Below are 16672 nucleotides of genomic sequence, written 5' to 3' on the forward strand. Positions count from 1 at the left end.
GTGAACAAATGGTCTGAACATGTGTTGACAGCGGCCGGTCGGCGAACCACTCTGAAGCGGTAGCAACCGTTGAGGAGGTCGCCGGTGTTCTCCGAGATCCCGAGCCGCATGCAGGCCGTCGTCGTGCACGGACCCCAGGACTACCGACTGGAGGAGGTCGACGTCCCCTCGCTGGGGGAGGGCGACCTGCTGATGCGGGTCGAGGCCGTGGGCATCTGCGCGAGCGACCTGAAGTGCTTCCACGGCGCCCCGAAGTTCTGGGGCGACGACAACCGCCCCGCCTGGGCGCAGACCGGCATCACGCCGGGCCACGAGTTCGTCGGCACGGTGGTGGCGGGCGACGAGGCAGGACTGGCCTCGCACCGCGTCGCGCTCGGCGACCGGGTGGTGTGCGAGCAGATCGTGCCGTGCGAGGAGTGTCGCTACTGCCGCCGCGGCCAGTACTGGATGTGCGGGCCGCACGACATGTTCGGCTTCCGCAACTACAACGGTGCGATGGCCGAGTACATGCTGATCCCCACCAAGGCCAGGGTGCACCCGATCTCCAAGGACCTGCCCGCCCACCACGCGGCGTTCGCCGAACCGCTGTCGTGCGCGCTGCACGCCGTCGAACGGGCCTCGATCTCCTTCGACGACGTGGTGGTCGTCGCCGGCTGCGGCCCGATCGGGCTCGGCCTCGTGGCGGGCGCGAAGGCGAAGAACCCGAAGCTCCTGATCGCGCTGGACCTCGACGACGCCAAGCTGGAGCTCGGCCGCCGGTGCGGCGCCGACGTCGTCATCAACATCGGCAGGCAGGACGCCGTCGCCGCCGTCAAGGACATGACCGACGGGTACGGCGCGGACGTCTACCTGGAGGGCACGGGCCACCCGTCGGCGGTCGGCCAGGGCCTGAACCTGCTGCGCAAGCTCGGGACGTACGTCGAGTACTCGGTGTTCGGCTCGGACGTCTCGGTCGACTGGTCGATCATCTCCGACGACAAGGAACTGGACGTGCTGGGCGCGCACCTCGGCCCGCACTGCTGGCCCGCCGCGATCAAGATGCTGGAGGAGGGCAGGCTGCCCGTCGCCGACATCTGCACGCACCAGCTGCCGATGGCGGAGTTCCAGAAGGGCCTCGACCTCGTCGCCGACACGGGCGGGTCCTCGATCAAGGTCTCGATCCTGCCGCACGGAGCGGGGGCGAGCGCGTGACCAGGATCTTCGACGACCCCGCCCGCTTCGCCGAGGACCAGCTCGAAGGGTTCCTCGACCTCTACGCCGACCGGCTGCGCGGAGTCCCCGGCGGCGTGGTGGCGCACCGGACGGCACAGCCGCAGGTCGCCGTCGTCATCGGCGGCGGTTCGGGGCACTACCCGGCGTTCTGCGGCACCGTCGGACCCGGCTTCGCCACCGGAGCCGTGGTGGGCAACATCTTCACCTCGCCGTCCGCGTCGCAGGCCGCCTCCGTCGGCCGGGCGGCGGACCAGGGCAGGGGCGTGATCTTCAGCTTCGGCAACTACGCCGGCGACGTGATCAACTTCGGGCTCGCCGCCGACCGGATGCGCGACGAGGGCGTCGACACGCGCATCGTGCTGGTCACCGACGACATCGCGTCCTCGTCGGACATCCCGCGGCGGCGCGGCATCGCTGGCGACTTCACCGTCTTCAAGGTGCTGGGCGCCGCGGCCGCCGAGGGGCACGACATCGACGTCGTCGAGACCTTCGGCCGCGCGGCCAACGACCACACCCGCACGCTCGGCGTGGCGTTCTCCGGCTGCACGATGCCGGGCGCCGACGAGCCGTTGTTCACCGTGCCGCCCGGACAGCTGGGCCTGGGCCTGGGCATCCACGGCGAGCCGGGCATCCGCGACCTGCCCACGTTACCCGCGACCGAACTGGGCAGGATGCTCGTCGACGACCTGCTCGCCGACGCGCCGGACACGAGCTCACGCCGGGTCGCGGTGATCCTCAACGGCCTGGGCACCACCAAGTACGAGGAGCTGTTCCTGCTCTGGCGGATCGTGTCCGCACGGCTGCGCGAGGCAGGTCTCACGATCGTGGCGCCCGAGGTCGGTGAACTGGTCACGAGCCTCGACATGGGCGGGTGCTCCCTGACGCTGATGTGGCTCAACGACGACCTCGAACGCCTGTGGTGCGCCGACGCCTACACCCCCGGCTACCGCAAGACGGCCGCCCCGCTGCAGCCACTCGTCCCGCCCGCCGCCGCCGAACGCCAGCTGGTGCCGCCGGTGCTCGCCGTGCCGGGCGCGAGCGCCGAGTCCGTGCGGCTCGCGGGCACGATCCGCGCCGTGCTGAAGGTCGCCCGCGACACCATCGCCGAGCACGAGCACGAACTGGGGCGCATCGACGCGGTGGCCGGCGATGGCGACCACGGCCGCGGCATGCGCAAGGGCGTGGAGGCCGCGCTCGCACGGGCCGAGGGCGCCGGCGCGGACGCGGGTGCCGGGTGGGTGCTGCGGCAGGCCGGCCAGGCGTGGGCCGACGAGGCGGGCGGCACGTCCGGCGTGCTCTGGGGCGCGGCGATCGAGGCGGTGGGCCGCGGCCTGGACGACTACGGCGCGGCGTTCGGCCCCGACGACCTGGCGCGCGCCGTGCGGGAGTTCACCGCCACCATCCACAAGCTGGGCAAGGCGCAGCTCGGCGACAAGACCATGGTCGACGCGCTGGTGCCGTTCAGCGTCGAGCTGGAGACGACGCTGAACACCGGCGTCGCGGTGCCGAAGGCGTGGTCGGTCGCCGCCGCGGTCGCCACCATGGCCGCCGAGGAGACCGCCGACCTGACACCGCGGACAGGCCGCGCGCGTCCCCTCGCCGAGCGGAGCGTCGGCACCCCGGACGCGGGCGCCACCTCGTTCGCACTGCTGTGCACCGCGATCGGTGCCCATCTCACTTCGGAGCGTTCCGCATGACCATGCGCATCGTCGTCGGGTCCGACGACGCCGGGTTCGAGTACAAGGAGTCCATCAAGGCCGACCTGGCCGCGGACGACAGGGTCGGCGAGGTCGTCGACGTCGGTGTCGCCTCGGACGGTCACACCGCGTACCCGCACATCGCGATCGACGCCGCCCAGCTCGTCGCCGACGGGCGTGCCGACCGCGCGATCCTCATCTGCGGCACGGGGCTGGGTGTCGCCATCTCGGCCAACAAGGTCGAGGGCGTGCGCGCGGTGACGGCGCACGACTCGTACTCCGTCGAACGTTCGGTGCTCAGCAACAACGCGCAGGTCCTGTGCATGGGACAGCGGGTCGTGGGCCTCGAACTGGCGCGGCGGCTGGTGTCCGAGTGGCTCGGCTACACCTTCGACCCGAGCACCGGATCAGCGGGGAAGGTGCGGGCGATCGACGAGTTCGAGCGCCTGAAGCGAGTCTGAAGGATCTCCCTGGGCGCTGGTCACCCCGCGGCACACGACGAACACTGTCCGCCATGGTGCAACTGGACGATCGCGCCGCGGTACGCAGGCTGCACGACCGGCTGGGTGCGGGACCGCGGCCAGGAGATCTGGACAGGCCGTTCGACGCCACGCTCGACGCGCTGCTCACCGGTGATGCCGCCGGTGACGTGCCCGCACCGACGCCCGCCAGCCCGCCCCGCCCGGTGAAGGGCGACCGCGCGGCCAAGCAGGACGCGGCACAGCAGCGTTCCGAGGACGACCACGCGCTGACGACGTGGTGGCTCGACCGCATGGTCACGACGGGCAGACCGGCCGTGGAGCGCGTGACGTGGTTCTGGCACGGGCACTTCGCGACGAGTGAGCAGAAGGTGCGGTCGCCCGGGGCGATGCTGGCGCAGAACGAGACGTTCCGCAGGCTCGGCCTGGGCCCGTTCGCGGACCTCGCACAGGCCCTCGTGGTCGACCCGGCGATGCTGGTGTGGCTCGACGGCAACGACAACAGGTCCGGGTCGCCGAACGAGAACCTCGCGCGGGAGTTCATGGAGCTCTTCGCGCTGGGCATCGGCCACTACGAGGAACAGGACGTGCGGGAGGCCGCGCGGGCGCTGACCGGCTGGACCGTGCGCGCCGACACCGGCAAGGCCGAGCTGGTCGCCAAGCGCCACGACGACAGCAGCAAGACCGTCTTCGGGCGCCGCGACCGGTTCACGGCGGAGTCGCTGGTGGCGCTCGTGCTGGAGCGCAAGGAGAGTCCCGAGTTCGTGGTGGGCAGAGCGTGGTTCCGCATGGTGTCCGCGCAGCCGCCCGCCGCCGACGTGACGGCCAGGCTCGTCACCGCCTTCCGGCGCGACACGCGATCGTTGTTGCGCGCCATGGCCTCCGAGCCCGCCTTCCGCGATTCGGCCAACGTGCTGGTGAAGCAGCCCGTCGAGTGGGCCGTGGGGCTGATGCGGGCGCTCGGCGTCCGGCCGCGCGACCTGAACCGCAAGCAGGCGGACTCCCTGCTGCGGGCCCTGCGCGGGCTCGGGCAGACGCCCTTCCGCCCGCCGAGCGTCGGAGGCTGGCCCGCCGGTGGCGCGTGGCTGACGACGGCCGCGTGGCCGTCGCGGCTCGACCTCGCGAAGCTCGTGGCGGAACGAGCCGACCTGAAGACGGCCCTGGGCACGGCCGACCGGATCGAGGGGGTGCGGCGTCTGCTCGGCGTGGACTCCTGGTCGGACCGGACGAAGACCGCGCTCGGCAAGGTCGCCGACAACCCGGTGCAGCTCGTCGTCGTGGCGGCGAGCGCCCCCGAATACGTGGTGAGCAGGTGAACTCGTGGACAAGCTGACCCGACGCCGTTTCCTGACGTTGTCCGGTGTCACCGCGGCCGGCGCCCTCGCGATCGGCGCCACGCAGGTGAACTGGGACGACCTGATGAAGGCCGCGTCCGACGACCCGCTCGACGCGAGCCAGGGCGTGCTGGTCGTCGTGACGCTCTACGGAGGCAACGACGGCCTCAACACCGTTGTGCCGGCAGAGGATCGCGCCTATCAGGACGCACGGCCGGACCTCGCCTACGAACCGGGCGAGGTGCTCGGCCTGGGCGAGGGACTGGGGCTGAACCCCGGTCTCAAGGGCCTCAAGCAGATCTGGGACGAACGCGGACTCGCCATCGTGCGCGGCGTCGGCTACGCCCAGCCCGACCACAGCCACTTCCGCTCGATGGCCATCTGGCAGACGGCCTCGCCCCGCACCTCCGTGCCGTCCGGCTGGCTGGGGCGCTGGCTCGACGAGACCGCGGGCGACGACCCGTTGCGGGCGCTCTCCCTGGAACCCCTGCTGCCGCCGATGCTCGCCGGGGAACGCACTGCCGCGGCGTCGTTCCCGTTGAGCGGCCTGAAACTGCCATCCGGTCCGCTCGGTGACGCGTTCACCGCGCTCGGGCAGGTGTCCGATGGCGAGGAGCAATGGCAGGCACGGGTCGCGCGGTCCATCGCGGACCTGCGCCACACCGCCACCACCCTCACCGGATCGCCGAACGGCGGCAAGCTGCCGGACGACGACCCGGACGACCAGCGGGACAAGGGTTCCTCGGCCGGCGGCGGTGGCGCGCTGGGAGCACAGCTGGACGTGGTCGCCCGGCTGATCGAGGCCGGCGTGCCGTGCCGCGTCTACTCGGCGTCGCTGGGCGGGTTCGACACGCACTCCGACGAACGCGCGACCCAGCAACGCCTGCTGTCCGAACTGGACGCCGCCCTCACCCCGTTCGTCCGCAGGGTGGGGAAGCGGGCGGTCGTGCTGGTCTACTCCGAGTTCGGCAGGCGCGTGCGCGCCAACGCGAGCGACGGAACGGACCACGGCACGGCGGGCCCGGTCTTCCTGCTGGGCAACGGGGTCCGGGGCGGCTTCCACGGCGCCCAGCCGAGCCTGACCGACCTCGACGACGGAGACCTCAGGCAGACCACGGACTTCCGGGACGTCTACGCGGCCCTGCTCGACAACGTGCTGGGCACGGAACCGGGCAGGGTGCTGAAGGACCACACAGGACAGCTCGAAGGGGTGTTCACCTGAGATCGGATTCCTGGTGCCGCAACCACTTCAGGATCACCTGGTTGAGCTCCTCCGGCCTCTCCTGCTGGATCCAGTGGCCGCAGTCCAGGCTGGTCACCTCCACGCCGGGCACGAAGTCCGCGAGGTTCGCGGACTTCGCGATCGTGTCCCGGTCGCCGTAGACCATGAGCGCCGGCCGGCGGATGATCGGGTCCACGTCCGCCAGCAGGTGCCAGTTGCGGTCGAGGTTGCGGTACCAGTTCAGGCCGCCCGTGAACCCCGACACCTCGAAAGCCGAGACGAACACCGCCAGGTCGTCGTCGCTCATCAGCGGCTCGCCGAGCGGCGTCTCGGCTCGGGCGAGGTTGATGAACGGCATGCCCGGCTGCGGTTGCGCGGGCGGTTCGTTCTTGCGGAACAGGTTGCGGAGGAACCGGGCGGGGTTCTCGTCGAACACCGCGTCCGCGACGCCGGGCTGCCGGTTGAAGTGGACGAGGTGGGAGTCGCCGCCGACGACCTCCTCCAGGAACTCGACCCAGGGCTTCGCCCCGCGTTCGAGGTACGGCAGGCTCAGGTTGATCACCTTGTTCACGCGCTCCGGGTGCAGCATCGCCAGTCCCCAGACGACGTGCGCTCCCCAGTCGTGGCCGATGAAGGTGGCGTCCTCGTAGCCGTGGTGGTCGAGCAGTGCGACGAGATCGCCCGTCAGGTGTTCGAGGTCGTAGTCCGTCACGTCGGCCGGTCTCGTCGAGTTGCCGTATCCCCGCTGGTTCGGGACGAGGACGTGGTAGCCCGCCGCGGCGAGCGCGGTCATCTGGTGGCGCCAGGAGAAGGCGTGCTCGGGCCAGCCGTGGCAGAGCACGACGGGGTTGCCCGCGTTCTCCCTGCCTGCTTCGAACACTTCGAGCACCACGCCGTTGACCGGGACGAGGGTGGGCTCGGGGAAGTCGGTTGAGATGGACATGACCTCATCCTGCGGACGAAACCGGCCATCCCATGACCGGTTTTCGTGACAACCTTGGCGGCGTGGGAACCGACCGGCTGGTGGCCGTCCTCCTCCTGCTGCAACGGCGCGAGCACGTGACCGCCGCGGAGGTCGCCAGGGAACTGGAGGTCTCCGAGCGCACCGCGCGCCGGGACCTCGACGCCCTGGCGATGGCCGGCGTGCCCGTGTACTCCGTGCAGGGCCGCGGCGGCGGCTGGCGCCTGGTGGGCGGCGCCCGCACCGACCTGTCCGGGCTGACCGCGAGCGAGGCCCGCGCCCTGTTCCTGGTAGCGGGCCAGGCCTCCGCCGCGACGCCCGCCGTGAAAGCCGCACTGCGCAAGCTCGTCCAGGCCCTGCCGGAGCCGTTTCGGGTGCAGGCGGAGGCAGCGGCGTCGTCGCTGGTCGTGGATCCGCAACGGTGGGGGAACGGCCGCGTCGAACCCCGGCGGCCACCCCTGCTCGACGCACTCCAGGACGCGGTCATCCGCGGCCTCCAGGTGCGGCTGGGCTACGTCGACGGCAAGGGCGCCGAGACCGTGCGCACCGTGCACGCGCTGGGCCTCGTGGCCAAGGGACCGTGGTGGTACCTCGTCACGAACACCGAGGCCGGACTGCGGACCTTCCGCGTCGACCGCGTGTCGTCCGCTGATGTGACCGGTGATCCCGTCGACCGGCCGGCGGACTTCGACCTCGCCGAGAGCTGGCGCGAGATCGCCGACGAGGTCGACCGCAGGCGCACACCCCTCGAAGTCCGGGCGGTGTGCGTTCCCCACGAGATGAGCCGCCTCCGCATGTCGCTCGGCGACCGGCTGGAGGTCGGAGGGTCCACACCGGACGATCGCGTCGAGGTCGTGATCCGCGGCTACAACGAGTTCGCGCTCGCCGGCGAGCTGGCAGGGATGGTCGACTGGCTGGAGATCACCGGCCCGCGGAGCGTGCTGGACCAGCTGGCGTCGATCGGCAGAACGCTCGTCGCGCGCTACGGGTGAGCCCGGTCTCCCGGCCAGGCCGAGCGCGTCACACGAGGCTGTCGATCACGGCGTCGACGACCTGCTGGGTGCTCGCCGTGCCGCCGACGTCCGGCGTGAGGACGCCGCCGGCCGTCGCGGCCTCGATGGCCTTGCGCACCCGGTCGGCTTCTGCGGTGAGTCCGAAGTGGTCGAGCATCAGCGCGGCGCTGCCGATGGCGCCGATCGGGTTGGCCTTGCCCTGGCCCGCGATGTCCGGGGCGGAGCCGTGCACGGGTTCGAACATCGACGGGAAGCGCCGTTCCGGGTTGAGGTTCGCCGACGCGGCGAGGCCGAGGCTGCCCGCCAGCGCGGAGCCGAGGTCGGAGAGGATGTCGGCGTTGAGGTTGGACGCCACCACGACCGAGAGGTCTTCGGGCTTGAGCACGAACTTGGCCGCCATCGCGTCCACCAGAACGCTTTCGGTCTCGACGTCGGGGTAGTCCTTCGCGACGCGGGTGAAGGTCTCGTCCCAGAGCACCATGCCGTACTGCTGGGCGTTGCTCTTGGTGACCGAGGAGACCTTCTGGCGGGGACGGGTGCGGGCGAGGTCGAACGCGAAGCGCATGATGCGCTCGCAGCCCTGTTCGGTGAACAGCGCGGTCTGCACGGCGACCTCGTTGCCGGGGCCGCGGCCGGAGAGGTTGCGGCCGCCGAGGCCCGCGTACTCGCCCTCGCTGTTCTCGCGGACGACGACCCAGTCGAGCGGGGTGTCGTCGGCCTTGCGCAACGGTGAGGTGATGCCGGGGTGGAAGTGGACGGGCCGGACGTTGGCCCACTGGTCGAAGGTCTGGCAGATCTTCAGCCGCAGTCCCCAGAGGCTGATGTGGTCGGGGACGGAGGGCCAGCCGACGGCGCCGAAGTAGATCGCGTCGAAGTTCTGCAAGACGTCGAGACCGTCCTCGTCCATCATGCGGCCGGTCTTTAGGTAGTAGTCGCAGCCCCACGGGAACTCGGTCCAGTCGAAGGCGAACGCGTCGGCGGAGGCCTTGGCGAGTGCGTCCAGCACGGCCTGTCCGGCGGCGACGACCTCGCGGCCCACGCCGTCGGCGGGGACTGCGGCGATCTTGAACGTGCGGGGCGTGGCGGGTGCTGACATCGGTGAGGCTCCCTGGTCTCGGTCCTTCGGCGTCGGACCGAGTGAAGCCCCGGAGACGGCCGCAGGTCCAAGACGCGCTGCCGATGCGATCGATAGGTGCGGCCTATCTCTCCTGTTCTCAGGCGTAGTCGCCGGGAGTGTGCGAGCGGGCTGTGGCCAGGAAGGCCTGCGCTGCCGGGGTGAGCCGGCCGGGGCGGACGACGAGTGCGACGTGCAGCCGTGCCGGGTGGTCGACTCCCGCGACGCGTGCGCCTGCCGCGCGGGCCAGCGGTGCCCAGGCCGCGGGCAGCACGGCGAGACCGGCGCCCTGCAGGACCAGCGGCAGGATCGACGTCCGGTGCGCGACCTCCGCGACGATGCGGACGGACGTCGCGGTGGCGAGCACGTCGTCGACGATCTGCCGCATGAGGCTGCCCGGCGGTGAGGCGATCAGGCCGGTGCCGGAGATCGCCGAGGGCGGGACGGGGTCGCCGTCGGGAAAGGGCGCCCCGGCCGCGCCGACGAGGACGAAGTGCTGGGCCTCCAACGGGAACACCTCGACACCCGGCGGTCGCAGCGGCCCCGCCGTGCCGATCACGCCGATCTCGCACACGCCCTGCTTGATCTGGTGCACGACCTCGTCGGGGGTGAAGGCCGCCTCGGCGCCGACGGTGATCCCGGGGAACCGCTCGGTGAAGGCGCGGGTCAGCGTGCTCAGCGGTTCGATGCCGGGCGAGGGCATGGTCACCAGCTCGACCCGGCCCCGCTGGACGCCCTTGGTCGACTCCATCGCCGCCCGCGCGGCGCGCAGGTCGCGCAGAACCTGCCGCGCGGGTTCGATCAGTTCGGTACCGGCGGCGCTGAGCACGACGCCGCGCCCGATGCGGTGGAAGAGCTGCACGCCGAGCTCCCGTTCCAGCCCGGCGATGGCCTGCGACAGCGACGGTTGCGCGAGGTGCAGGGCCTGCGCCGCCCGGCCGAACCCGTCGTGGTCGACGATCGCGAGGAAGTACTCGAGCTGACGTGCGTCCATCGCTCCACTCCGATCGATCGCGCAGGTCAAGACCTATCGATTGACGGAACCTATCAGTCCGGTAGCAAGGTTCTCTTGGACGCGCGCCTCCCTCCGGGCCCAGTGTTGGCCCACATTTCCGGCCGAGGAGGGTGAGATGAGCGAGGTCGTCGTGGCCCTGGACTCGTTCAAGGGATCGATCGACGCCCGGAGCGCCACCGCGGCCCTCGCCCGCGGTCTGCGCCGGCACCCGAGTGGTCCCGTGGTGCACGAACACCCCGTCGGCGACGGAGGCGAGGGGACCCTCGCGGCGTTGACCTCGGTGGGCTTCGTCGCCGAACGGGTCGTGGCGTGCGATCCCCTGGGGCGACCGGTCGACGCGCACTACGCCCATCGGGACGGCGTCGCTTTCGTGGAGCTCGCCGAGGCGTCCGGCCTGGGCAGGCTCACCGGCGAGGTGCTGGGCCCCGCGACCGCCGAAACGGCGTCGACCTGCGGCACCGGCCGGCTCATCGCCGCGGCACTGGAGGCTGGGCACCACACGGTGGTCGTCGGGCTCGGAGGCAGCGCGACCACGGACGGAGGGTCCGGTCTCCTCGCCGCACTCGGCGCCCGCCTGCTGGACGAGTCCGGACGTCCGCTGTGCTGCCACCCGGCACCGCTGGCCTCCGTCGTCGAGGTGGACCTCAGCCGGCTGCACCCCGGCCTGCGCACGGCGCGGCTGGTCCTCGCCTGCGACGTCGACAACCCGCTGCTCGGACCTCACGGCGCGGCATCGGTCTACGGACCGCAGAAAGGCGCGGACGAGGAGACGGTCGCCCGACTTGAGCGGTCACTGACCCGCTGGGCCGGGCTGCTGGAGGACGCCACCGGAGTGCGGGCGGCCGGGACTGCGGGCGCCGGCGCGGCGGGCGGCGCCGGGTTCGCCCTGCTGGCGCTCGGTGCCGAGAAGCGCCGCGGCATCGACCTCGTCCTGGAGCTGACCGGGCTCGCCGGCCTGTTGCCCGGCGCGGGTCTGGTGATCACCGGTGAGGGAACGCTGGACCACCAGACGTTGCGCGGCAAGGCCCCGGCCGGAATCGCGGCGGCCGCACGCGCCGCAGGCACACCCGTCGTGGCGGTGGCAGGACGAAACCTGTTGGCACCACAGGAACTCACCGACGCCGGCTTCGCGGCCGCGTTCGCCCTCACCGATCTGGAACCCGACGTCGGCCGCTGCCTCACCGACGCCGCCTCCCTGCTCGAACAGGTCGGCGAACGCATCGCCGACGAGCACTTCCGCGCCCGGCCGTGACCGCCGATCCCCTTTGACCGCAGGAGGAATGCAATGTCGCAGACCGTCCCGACCCCGGCCCGCGCGCGCAAGCCGTGGTACCGGCAGCTCTACGTGCAGGTGCTGGTGGCCATCGTCGTGGGCGTCGTCGTCGGCTGGCGGTGGCCGGACCTCGGCGAGGCCCTGCAACCGGTGGGAACGACCTTCATCGCCGCGATGAAGCTGCTGATCGGACCCATCGTCTTCCTCACCATCATCGGCGGGATCATCAGCGTCGCCGACATCAGGAGGGTCGGCCTCACCGGCCTCAAGGCCCTGACCTACTTCCAGGTCGGCGCGATCGTGGCTCTCGCCACCGGTCTCGTCGCTATCAACGTCTTCCGCCTGGGCGACGGGGTCGACGCGGACCCCGCGAAGATCCACCCCACCGGCAACGCCGAGCAGTACATCAAGACGGGGGAGACGCAGCACTGGTGGGAGTTCTTCACCCACCTGATCCCGAAGAGCTTCTTCAGCGCGTTCGTCGAGGGCGACATCCTGCAGATCATCTTCCTGGCCGTGATCTTCGGCATCGCGATCAAGGCCGTCGGTCCGATCGGCGACCCCATCGCCACCAGCGTCAAGCGCCTGACCGACGTCGTGTTCAAGGTGCTGAGCTTCGTGATGAAAGCCGCCCCGCTCGGCGCGTTCGGGGCGATGGCCTACGCCGTCGGCGCCTTCGGACTGTCCACTTTGACCAGTCTCGGCTCGCTCATCGCGTTGTTCTACGCGACCTCGATCCTGTTCGTGGTCGTGGCACTCGGCGGACTGCTCGCCCTGTACGTCCGCCTCAACATCTTCCAGCTCTTCCGCTACCTCAAGGAGGAGTTCTTCCTCGTCCTCGGCACCTCCACCGCGGAACCGGCGCTGCCGGGCCTCATGCGCAAGATGACGTACATGGGCGCCGACCGCACCACCGTCGGCCTGGTCGTGCCCACCGGGTACAGCTTCAACCTCGACGGCGCGGCGATCTACCTCTCGCTGGCCGCGCTCTACATCGCCCAGGCCACCAACACCGAGCTGACCATTCCGCAGCAGCTGGGCCTGCTCGCCGTCATGCTGCTGACCTCCAAGGGCGCGGCGGGAGTGGCGGGCGGTGGCTTCATCGCCCTCACCGCCACCCTGTCCACGATCGGGACCGTGCCCGCCGCCGGCATCATGCTGATCTTCGGCATCGACAAGTTCATGTCGGAATGCCGAGCCCTGGTGAACTTCTACGGAAACGCGGTCGCGACCCTGGTGATCGCCAAGTGGGACCACAACCTCGATCTCGACCGTGCCAGGGCGGTCCTCGCCGATCCGGCGTCCGCGGAGAACTCCTTGCTCCCCGGTCGCGCCGAGGAACCGGTCGAGGAGCCCAAGGTCGTCGTCGCCGTGAAGTAACAGCGCCGCGCCTTTTGGTGCGCCCAGACGACCGGTCGTCGAATTCAAAGGCAGCTGGTGAATTCGTGGAGAACCGGGCTGATCGCGGTTTTCGGAGATAGCTGGAACATCGATCGAGCGAGTGGCGGCCGGGCCTTCGCCCGGAGTGTCGACGGACCGTCGACGAACTGTCGACGGGGCTTGCCATCGTGAGCGACGACCCAGGGGAGGTACCCATGAGAAATCGGATCGTCACCACGGCGCTCGCCTCGACCGCCGCCATCGCGGGACTGCTCGGCACCGCCGCGCCCGCTTCCGCCGCCAACCACTTCGACGTGACGGTGCGCAGCGCGGTCAGCGGCAAGTGCCTGGCACCGCAGGGGGAGTCGTTCGAGGACGGCGTGCCCATCGTCCAGACCTCGTGCACCGGTAGCGCCTTCCAGCGCTGGGACTTCCTCGACCGGGGCGACCACGTGTTCCAGATCCGCAACGCCGTCACGCTGAAGTGCATGGACGCCTTCGGTTCCAACGCCGACGGGGTGCCGATCGTCCAGTGGCCCTGCGCCGGCACGAGCAACCAGCGGTTCCAGGCGAGTCGCAACCTGCCTGACTTCGTGACGCTCAGGTCGCGCGTCGCCGGTACGAGGACGCACTGCATCGACGTGCCGGGCGGGCGGTCCGACGAGGGGCTCGCCGTGCAGCTCTGGACCTGCAACGGGACAGCCGCGCAGTCCTTCGGCGTGTTCCCGGTCTGACGGACCGCGGCCGCGGCGGCCTTCCAGGTCGTCGCGGCCGTCCGGACGCTCGACGTATCCCCGCGCCGGGAAGGTGCTCTCACTTCTCGGTGGAACTCGGGGGCGAAGATCGGACGGGGCAGCAGCGGAGGCCGGGTGCCGGCATCCGCGTGCTGGGGACGCTGGAGGTCGAGGGGGACGGCGGTCCGTTCGATCCCGGCGGGCCGCGGCTGCGCGTGATGCTGGCATTGCTCGCGGCGCACGCGGGCCGGCCGGTGAGCGTGGCGGCGTTCGTGTCGGAGCTGTGGGGGCCGGTGGCGCCGGCGGACGCGGAACGGACCGTCCGGACCTACGTCTCCCGTCTGCGCAGGGGAGTGGGGCCGCTGGCCGAGCTGATCCGCACCCGTCCGCCGGGGTACGTGCTGCTGGAACCCGCGGTCGTGGACGCTGTCCGGTTCCAGCGACTGGCGCGCGCGGGCCGCTCGGCACTGGCGGAGCGCGATGCCGGGACCGCGCACGAGTTGCTGACGAGCGCGCTCGGACTGTGGCGTGGACGGCCCTACGACGAGTTCGACGACGTCGTCGCGTTGGCCGCGGAACGGGCTCGGCTGGACGGGGTGCGCCTCGACGTCGTGCAGGACCGCGTGGACACCGATCTGGCTCTGGGGTCCGGTGGTGAGCTGGTCGCGGAGCTGACCGATCTCACGGCCGCCCATCCCGGCCACGAGCGGTTGTGGGGTCAGCTGATGACGGCCCTGTACCGCGCCGGGAGGCAGGTCGACGCCCTGGAGGTGTTCCGGCGGGCGCGGTGGCAGCTGGTCGAGCACGCCGGTGTGGAACCGTCACCCGCGCTGACCGGCATCCAGGAGGGAATCCTGGCGCAGGACCCCCGGCTGCTCCCGGCCCCGCCCGCGCTGGTGCTGAGTCCGCGCCCGATCCAGTTGCCCCCGGTGGTGCCGGGATTCGTGGGCCGTGACGACGAGGTGGCCGCGCTCGACGCCGCCGTGGCCGCGAGAGGGGACACCATCGCCGTCGTCGCGGTGTGCGGGACCGCAGGGGTGGGCAAGACCGCTCTGGCGCTGCGCTGGGCACATCGTGTCGCCGCCCGGTTCCCCGACGGGCAGCTGTACGTGAACCTGCGGGGATTCGATCCCGGCGGGGTGCTGCCGCCGGGGGAGGCGTTGCACGACTTCCTCACCGCGCTCGGTGTCGCCGCCGACCGCGTGCCCAGGGCCGTGGAGGCGCAGGTCGCGCTCTACCGCAGCCTCACGGCGGGAAAGCGGTTTCTGATCGTGCTGGACAACGCGCGTGATGCCGCACAGGTCCGGCCGTTGCTGCCGCCGGAGCCGGGGAGCGCTGTCGTCGTCACCAGTCGCGACGACCTGGCCGGGCTGGTGGCACGGGACGGCGCCGGCAGGATCGAGCTCGACGTCCTCGAACCCGTGGCCGCGGCCGGGCTGTTGCGGCTGCTCATCGGAGACGAGACGGCCACGCCCGCGGAGCTCGACGAGCTCGCCGCTCGGTGCGCCCGCCTGCCCCTGGCGCTGCGGGTCGCCGCCGAACTGGTCACCCGGCGCGGACGTGTCGGCCTGGAGGAGCTCTCCGACGAGCGCCGCAGGCTCGACCTGCTGACGGCGGGGACCGACGCCGACACCGCCGTGCGCGCCGTGTTCTCCTGGTCGGAACGGCACCTGCCGCAGGCCGCGAACCGGCTGTTCTGGTTGCTGGGACTGCATCCTGCCCGCGACACCGGCCTCCCCGCCGTCGCCGCACTGTCCGGTGTGGACGCCCGCACCGGCAGGGACCTGCTCGGCGTCCTCCACTCCGCACACCTCGTGGAGAGTTCGGGGTCCGACCGCTGGACGATGCACGACCTCCTGCGCGCCTTCGCACGGGAACGGGCCGAGCAGCACCTCACCGGGGTGGAGCGCCGGCAGGCGTTGAAGAACCTCTACGAGCACCACCTGACTCACGCGTTGTATGCGACGGACGCCTTGTACCCCAACACGAAACGACTGCGCGGCGAGCCGGAACGAGACCGGTCGCCCATGACGGCCGCCACCGCGAAGGCGTGGCTGGACACCGAACGGCTCACCCTCGTCGCGATCATCGGCACTGCCTCCGGCGAGTTCGCGGGCTACGCCGTCAGGATCGCCCGCGCGATCGGCCAGCACCTGAACGTCGGCTACCACAACGCCGAGGCGTTCGCGGTGCACCAGCACGCCCTCTCCGCCGCCGACGAGATCGGCGACGCGGGCGGCCGGGCGCGCTCGCTGCTGGAACTCGGACGTTCGCACGCCCGCGTCGGCGCCTACCGCGAGGCCGACGAGCACTACCGGGAAGCGCTGGGGCTGTTCCGCGGCCTGGGAGACCTAGTGGGCGAGGCCCGCACCCTGCACGCCCTGGGCAACAACGAAGGCCGGGCGCGCCGCTACCAGGACGCGCTCGCCACCTACGGCCTGGCGCTGACCCTGAGCCGGCGGACGGGCGATCGCGGTCAGGAGGCCGTCGAACTGGCCAGCATCGGGCAGGTGCAGCACAGTCTCGGCAGGCACGAGGAAGCGGTGGAGTGCTACCGGAAGGCCGCCTCGATCTACGAGCAGATCGGCCAGCGGGTCGGCCAGGGCAGGATCCTCAACGACCTGGGCTGCGCCCTGCAAAGCCGTGGGCGCCTGGAAGAAGCGCACGACCACCACCAGCGCGCACTGGTCGTCCTCCACGACGTGGGCGACCGCGCGGCGGAGTCGGTCGCGCGCACCGAACTCGGCCGGATCTGTTCGCGGCGGGGACGACATGCCGAGGCCCTGGAGCACCACGGACGTGCGATCACCGTGTTCCGCGAGATCGGAGACCCGGTGGGCGAGGCGGAGGTCCTCGTCAACCTGGGCGCCACCCACGAGAGCATGGGCCGCCACCAGGAGGCCGCCGAGCTGTGCCGGGAAGCCGAGACGCTCGCCGTGAAGCTGGGCGATCGCCTGCTGCAGTGCGCCGCGCTCAACGGACGCGGCCGCGCCGCCTGTGCCTCCGGCAACTTCGCGGAGGCGTCCGCGTGCCACGAACAGGCACTGGCGCACGCGCGGGAGATGCAGGACCCGGAGCAGGAGGCGCGATCACTGGACGAGCTGGCCGTCGTCCGCGAACGCACCGGTGAAACCGCCGAGGCACGCCGACTGCTGAACGCCGCCCTGGTGATCTACGAAGCGCTCCGCATGCCCGAGGCAACCGTTGTGCGCCAACGACTCGACAGCCTCCGATGATC

Annotated in this window: 13 protein-coding genes; 10 read left to right on the forward strand and 3 right to left on the reverse strand. The window is 71.4% G+C overall.

Annotated elements, in window-relative coordinates:
- The first annotated feature begins 84 nt into the window (after positions 1-84).
- From ACFWN2_RS03080 to ACFWN2_RS03100, 5 genes are read left to right on the forward strand one after another with little or no spacing between them, the layout of a single operon-like run.
- Positions 85-1191: an alcohol dehydrogenase catalytic domain-containing protein gene (locus tag ACFWN2_RS03080; RefSeq protein WP_382424593.1), complete on the forward strand. Its 1107-nt coding sequence runs from the start codon at positions 85-87 to the stop codon at positions 1189-1191.
- On the forward strand, positions 1188-2909 hold the full coding sequence (locus tag ACFWN2_RS03085; protein ID WP_382424594.1) for a dihydroxyacetone kinase family protein: 1722 nt from the start codon (positions 1188-1190) through the stop codon (positions 2907-2909). Before ACFWN2_RS03080 ends, ACFWN2_RS03085 begins: the two co-directional genes overlap by 4 nt.
- Before the next feature lie 2 nt (positions 2910-2911).
- On the forward strand, positions 2912-3370 hold the full coding sequence (locus ACFWN2_RS03090; protein ID WP_382425578.1) for a ribose-5-phosphate isomerase: 459 nt from the start codon (positions 2912-2914) through the stop codon (positions 3368-3370).
- Positions 3371-3423: 53 nt separating this feature from the next.
- Positions 3424-4704 carry a DUF1800 family protein gene (locus tag ACFWN2_RS03095; protein ID WP_382424595.1) on the forward strand — a complete coding sequence of 427 codons (1281 nt, stop codon included), beginning with the start codon at positions 3424-3426 and terminating at the stop codon, positions 4702-4704.
- A 4-nt stretch (positions 4705-4708) separates the two neighbouring features.
- The gene (locus ACFWN2_RS03100; RefSeq protein WP_382424596.1) at positions 4709-5944 is read left to right on the forward strand and encodes a DUF1501 domain-containing protein; all 1236 of its coding nucleotides are present in this window, start codon (positions 4709-4711) and stop codon (positions 5942-5944) included.
- Here ACFWN2_RS03100 and ACFWN2_RS03105 read toward each other — a convergent pair.
- On the reverse strand, positions 5937-6887 hold the full coding sequence (locus ACFWN2_RS03105) for an alpha/beta fold hydrolase (RefSeq protein ID WP_382424597.1): 951 nt from the start codon (positions 6885-6887) through the stop codon (positions 5937-5939). The genes ACFWN2_RS03100 and ACFWN2_RS03105 overlap by 8 nt on opposite strands.
- 62 nt (positions 6888-6949) lie before the next feature.
- Between ACFWN2_RS03105 and ACFWN2_RS03110 the strand changes: the two genes are divergently transcribed.
- Positions 6950-7897, forward strand: coding sequence for a helix-turn-helix transcriptional regulator (locus ACFWN2_RS03110; RefSeq protein ID WP_382424598.1), 948 nt, complete (start codon positions 6950-6952; stop codon positions 7895-7897).
- Positions 7898-7925: 28 nt separating this feature from the next.
- On the opposite strand, the gene ACFWN2_RS03115 is transcribed toward ACFWN2_RS03110, so the two are convergent.
- Complete coding sequence (locus tag ACFWN2_RS03115) at positions 7926-9014, reverse strand: tartrate dehydrogenase (protein WP_382424599.1); 1089 nt, start codon at positions 9012-9014, stop codon at positions 7926-7928.
- A 118-nt stretch (positions 9015-9132) separates the two neighbouring features.
- Positions 9133-10026 (reverse strand): LysR family transcriptional regulator, encoded by an 894-nt coding sequence (locus tag ACFWN2_RS03120; RefSeq protein WP_382424600.1) that lies wholly within the window; start codon positions 10024-10026, stop codon positions 9133-9135.
- Positions 10027-10162: 136 nt separating this feature from the next.
- Here ACFWN2_RS03120 and ACFWN2_RS03125 point away from each other — a divergent pair, with 136 nt between their 5' ends.
- The 4 genes from ACFWN2_RS03125 to ACFWN2_RS03140 all read left to right on the forward strand — a co-directional run bounded on the left by ACFWN2_RS03125 (position 10163) and on the right by ACFWN2_RS03140 (position 16670).
- Positions 10163-11299, forward strand: coding sequence for a glycerate kinase (locus ACFWN2_RS03125; protein ID WP_382424601.1), 1137 nt, complete (start codon positions 10163-10165; stop codon positions 11297-11299).
- 33 nt (positions 11300-11332) lie between these two features.
- On the forward strand, positions 11333-12700 hold the full coding sequence (gene dctA / locus ACFWN2_RS03130; protein ID WP_382424602.1) for a C4-dicarboxylate transporter DctA: 1368 nt from the start codon (positions 11333-11335) through the stop codon (positions 12698-12700).
- A gap of 215 nt (positions 12701-12915) precedes the next feature.
- The gene (locus ACFWN2_RS03135; RefSeq protein WP_382424603.1) at positions 12916-13434 is read left to right on the forward strand and encodes an RICIN domain-containing protein; all 519 of its coding nucleotides are present in this window, start codon (positions 12916-12918) and stop codon (positions 13432-13434) included.
- 89 nt (positions 13435-13523) lie between these two features.
- On the forward strand, positions 13524-16670 hold the full coding sequence (locus ACFWN2_RS03140; protein WP_382424604.1) for a tetratricopeptide repeat protein: 3147 nt from the start codon (positions 13524-13526) through the stop codon (positions 16668-16670).
- Positions 16671-16672 lie beyond the last annotated feature (2 nt).

Origin of the sequence: Lentzea sp. NPDC058436 (assembly GCF_042721515.1) — a bacterium.
Taxonomy (GTDB): domain Bacteria; phylum Actinomycetota; class Actinomycetes; order Mycobacteriales; family Pseudonocardiaceae; genus Lentzea.

Bases quoted from the DNA above. Each gene is read 5' to 3' on its own strand.
- ACFWN2_RS03090 (WP_382425578.1), top strand. From the start codon at position 2,912: ATGCGCATCGTCGTCGGGTCCGACGACGCCGGGTTCGAGTACAAGGAG.
- ACFWN2_RS03095 (WP_382424595.1), top strand. From the start codon at position 3,424: ATGGTGCAACTGGACGATCGCGCCGCGGTACGCAGGCTGCACGACCGG.
- ACFWN2_RS03105 (WP_382424597.1), bottom strand. From the start codon at position 6,887: ATGTCCATCTCAACCGACTTCCCCGAGCCCACCCTCGTCCCGGTCAAC.
- ACFWN2_RS03115 (WP_382424599.1), bottom strand. From the start codon at position 9,014: ATGTCAGCACCCGCCACGCCCCGCACGTTCAAGATCGCCGCAGTCCCC.
- ACFWN2_RS03120 (WP_382424600.1), bottom strand. From the start codon at position 10,026: ATGGACGCACGTCAGCTCGAGTACTTCCTCGCGATCGTCGACCACGAC.
- ACFWN2_RS03125 (WP_382424601.1), top strand. From the start codon at position 10,163: ATGAGCGAGGTCGTCGTGGCCCTGGACTCGTTCAAGGGATCGATCGAC.
- dctA (WP_382424602.1), top strand. From the start codon at position 11,333: ATGTCGCAGACCGTCCCGACCCCGGCCCGCGCGCGCAAGCCGTGGTAC.
- ACFWN2_RS03135 (WP_382424603.1), top strand. From the start codon at position 12,916: ATGAGAAATCGGATCGTCACCACGGCGCTCGCCTCGACCGCCGCCATC.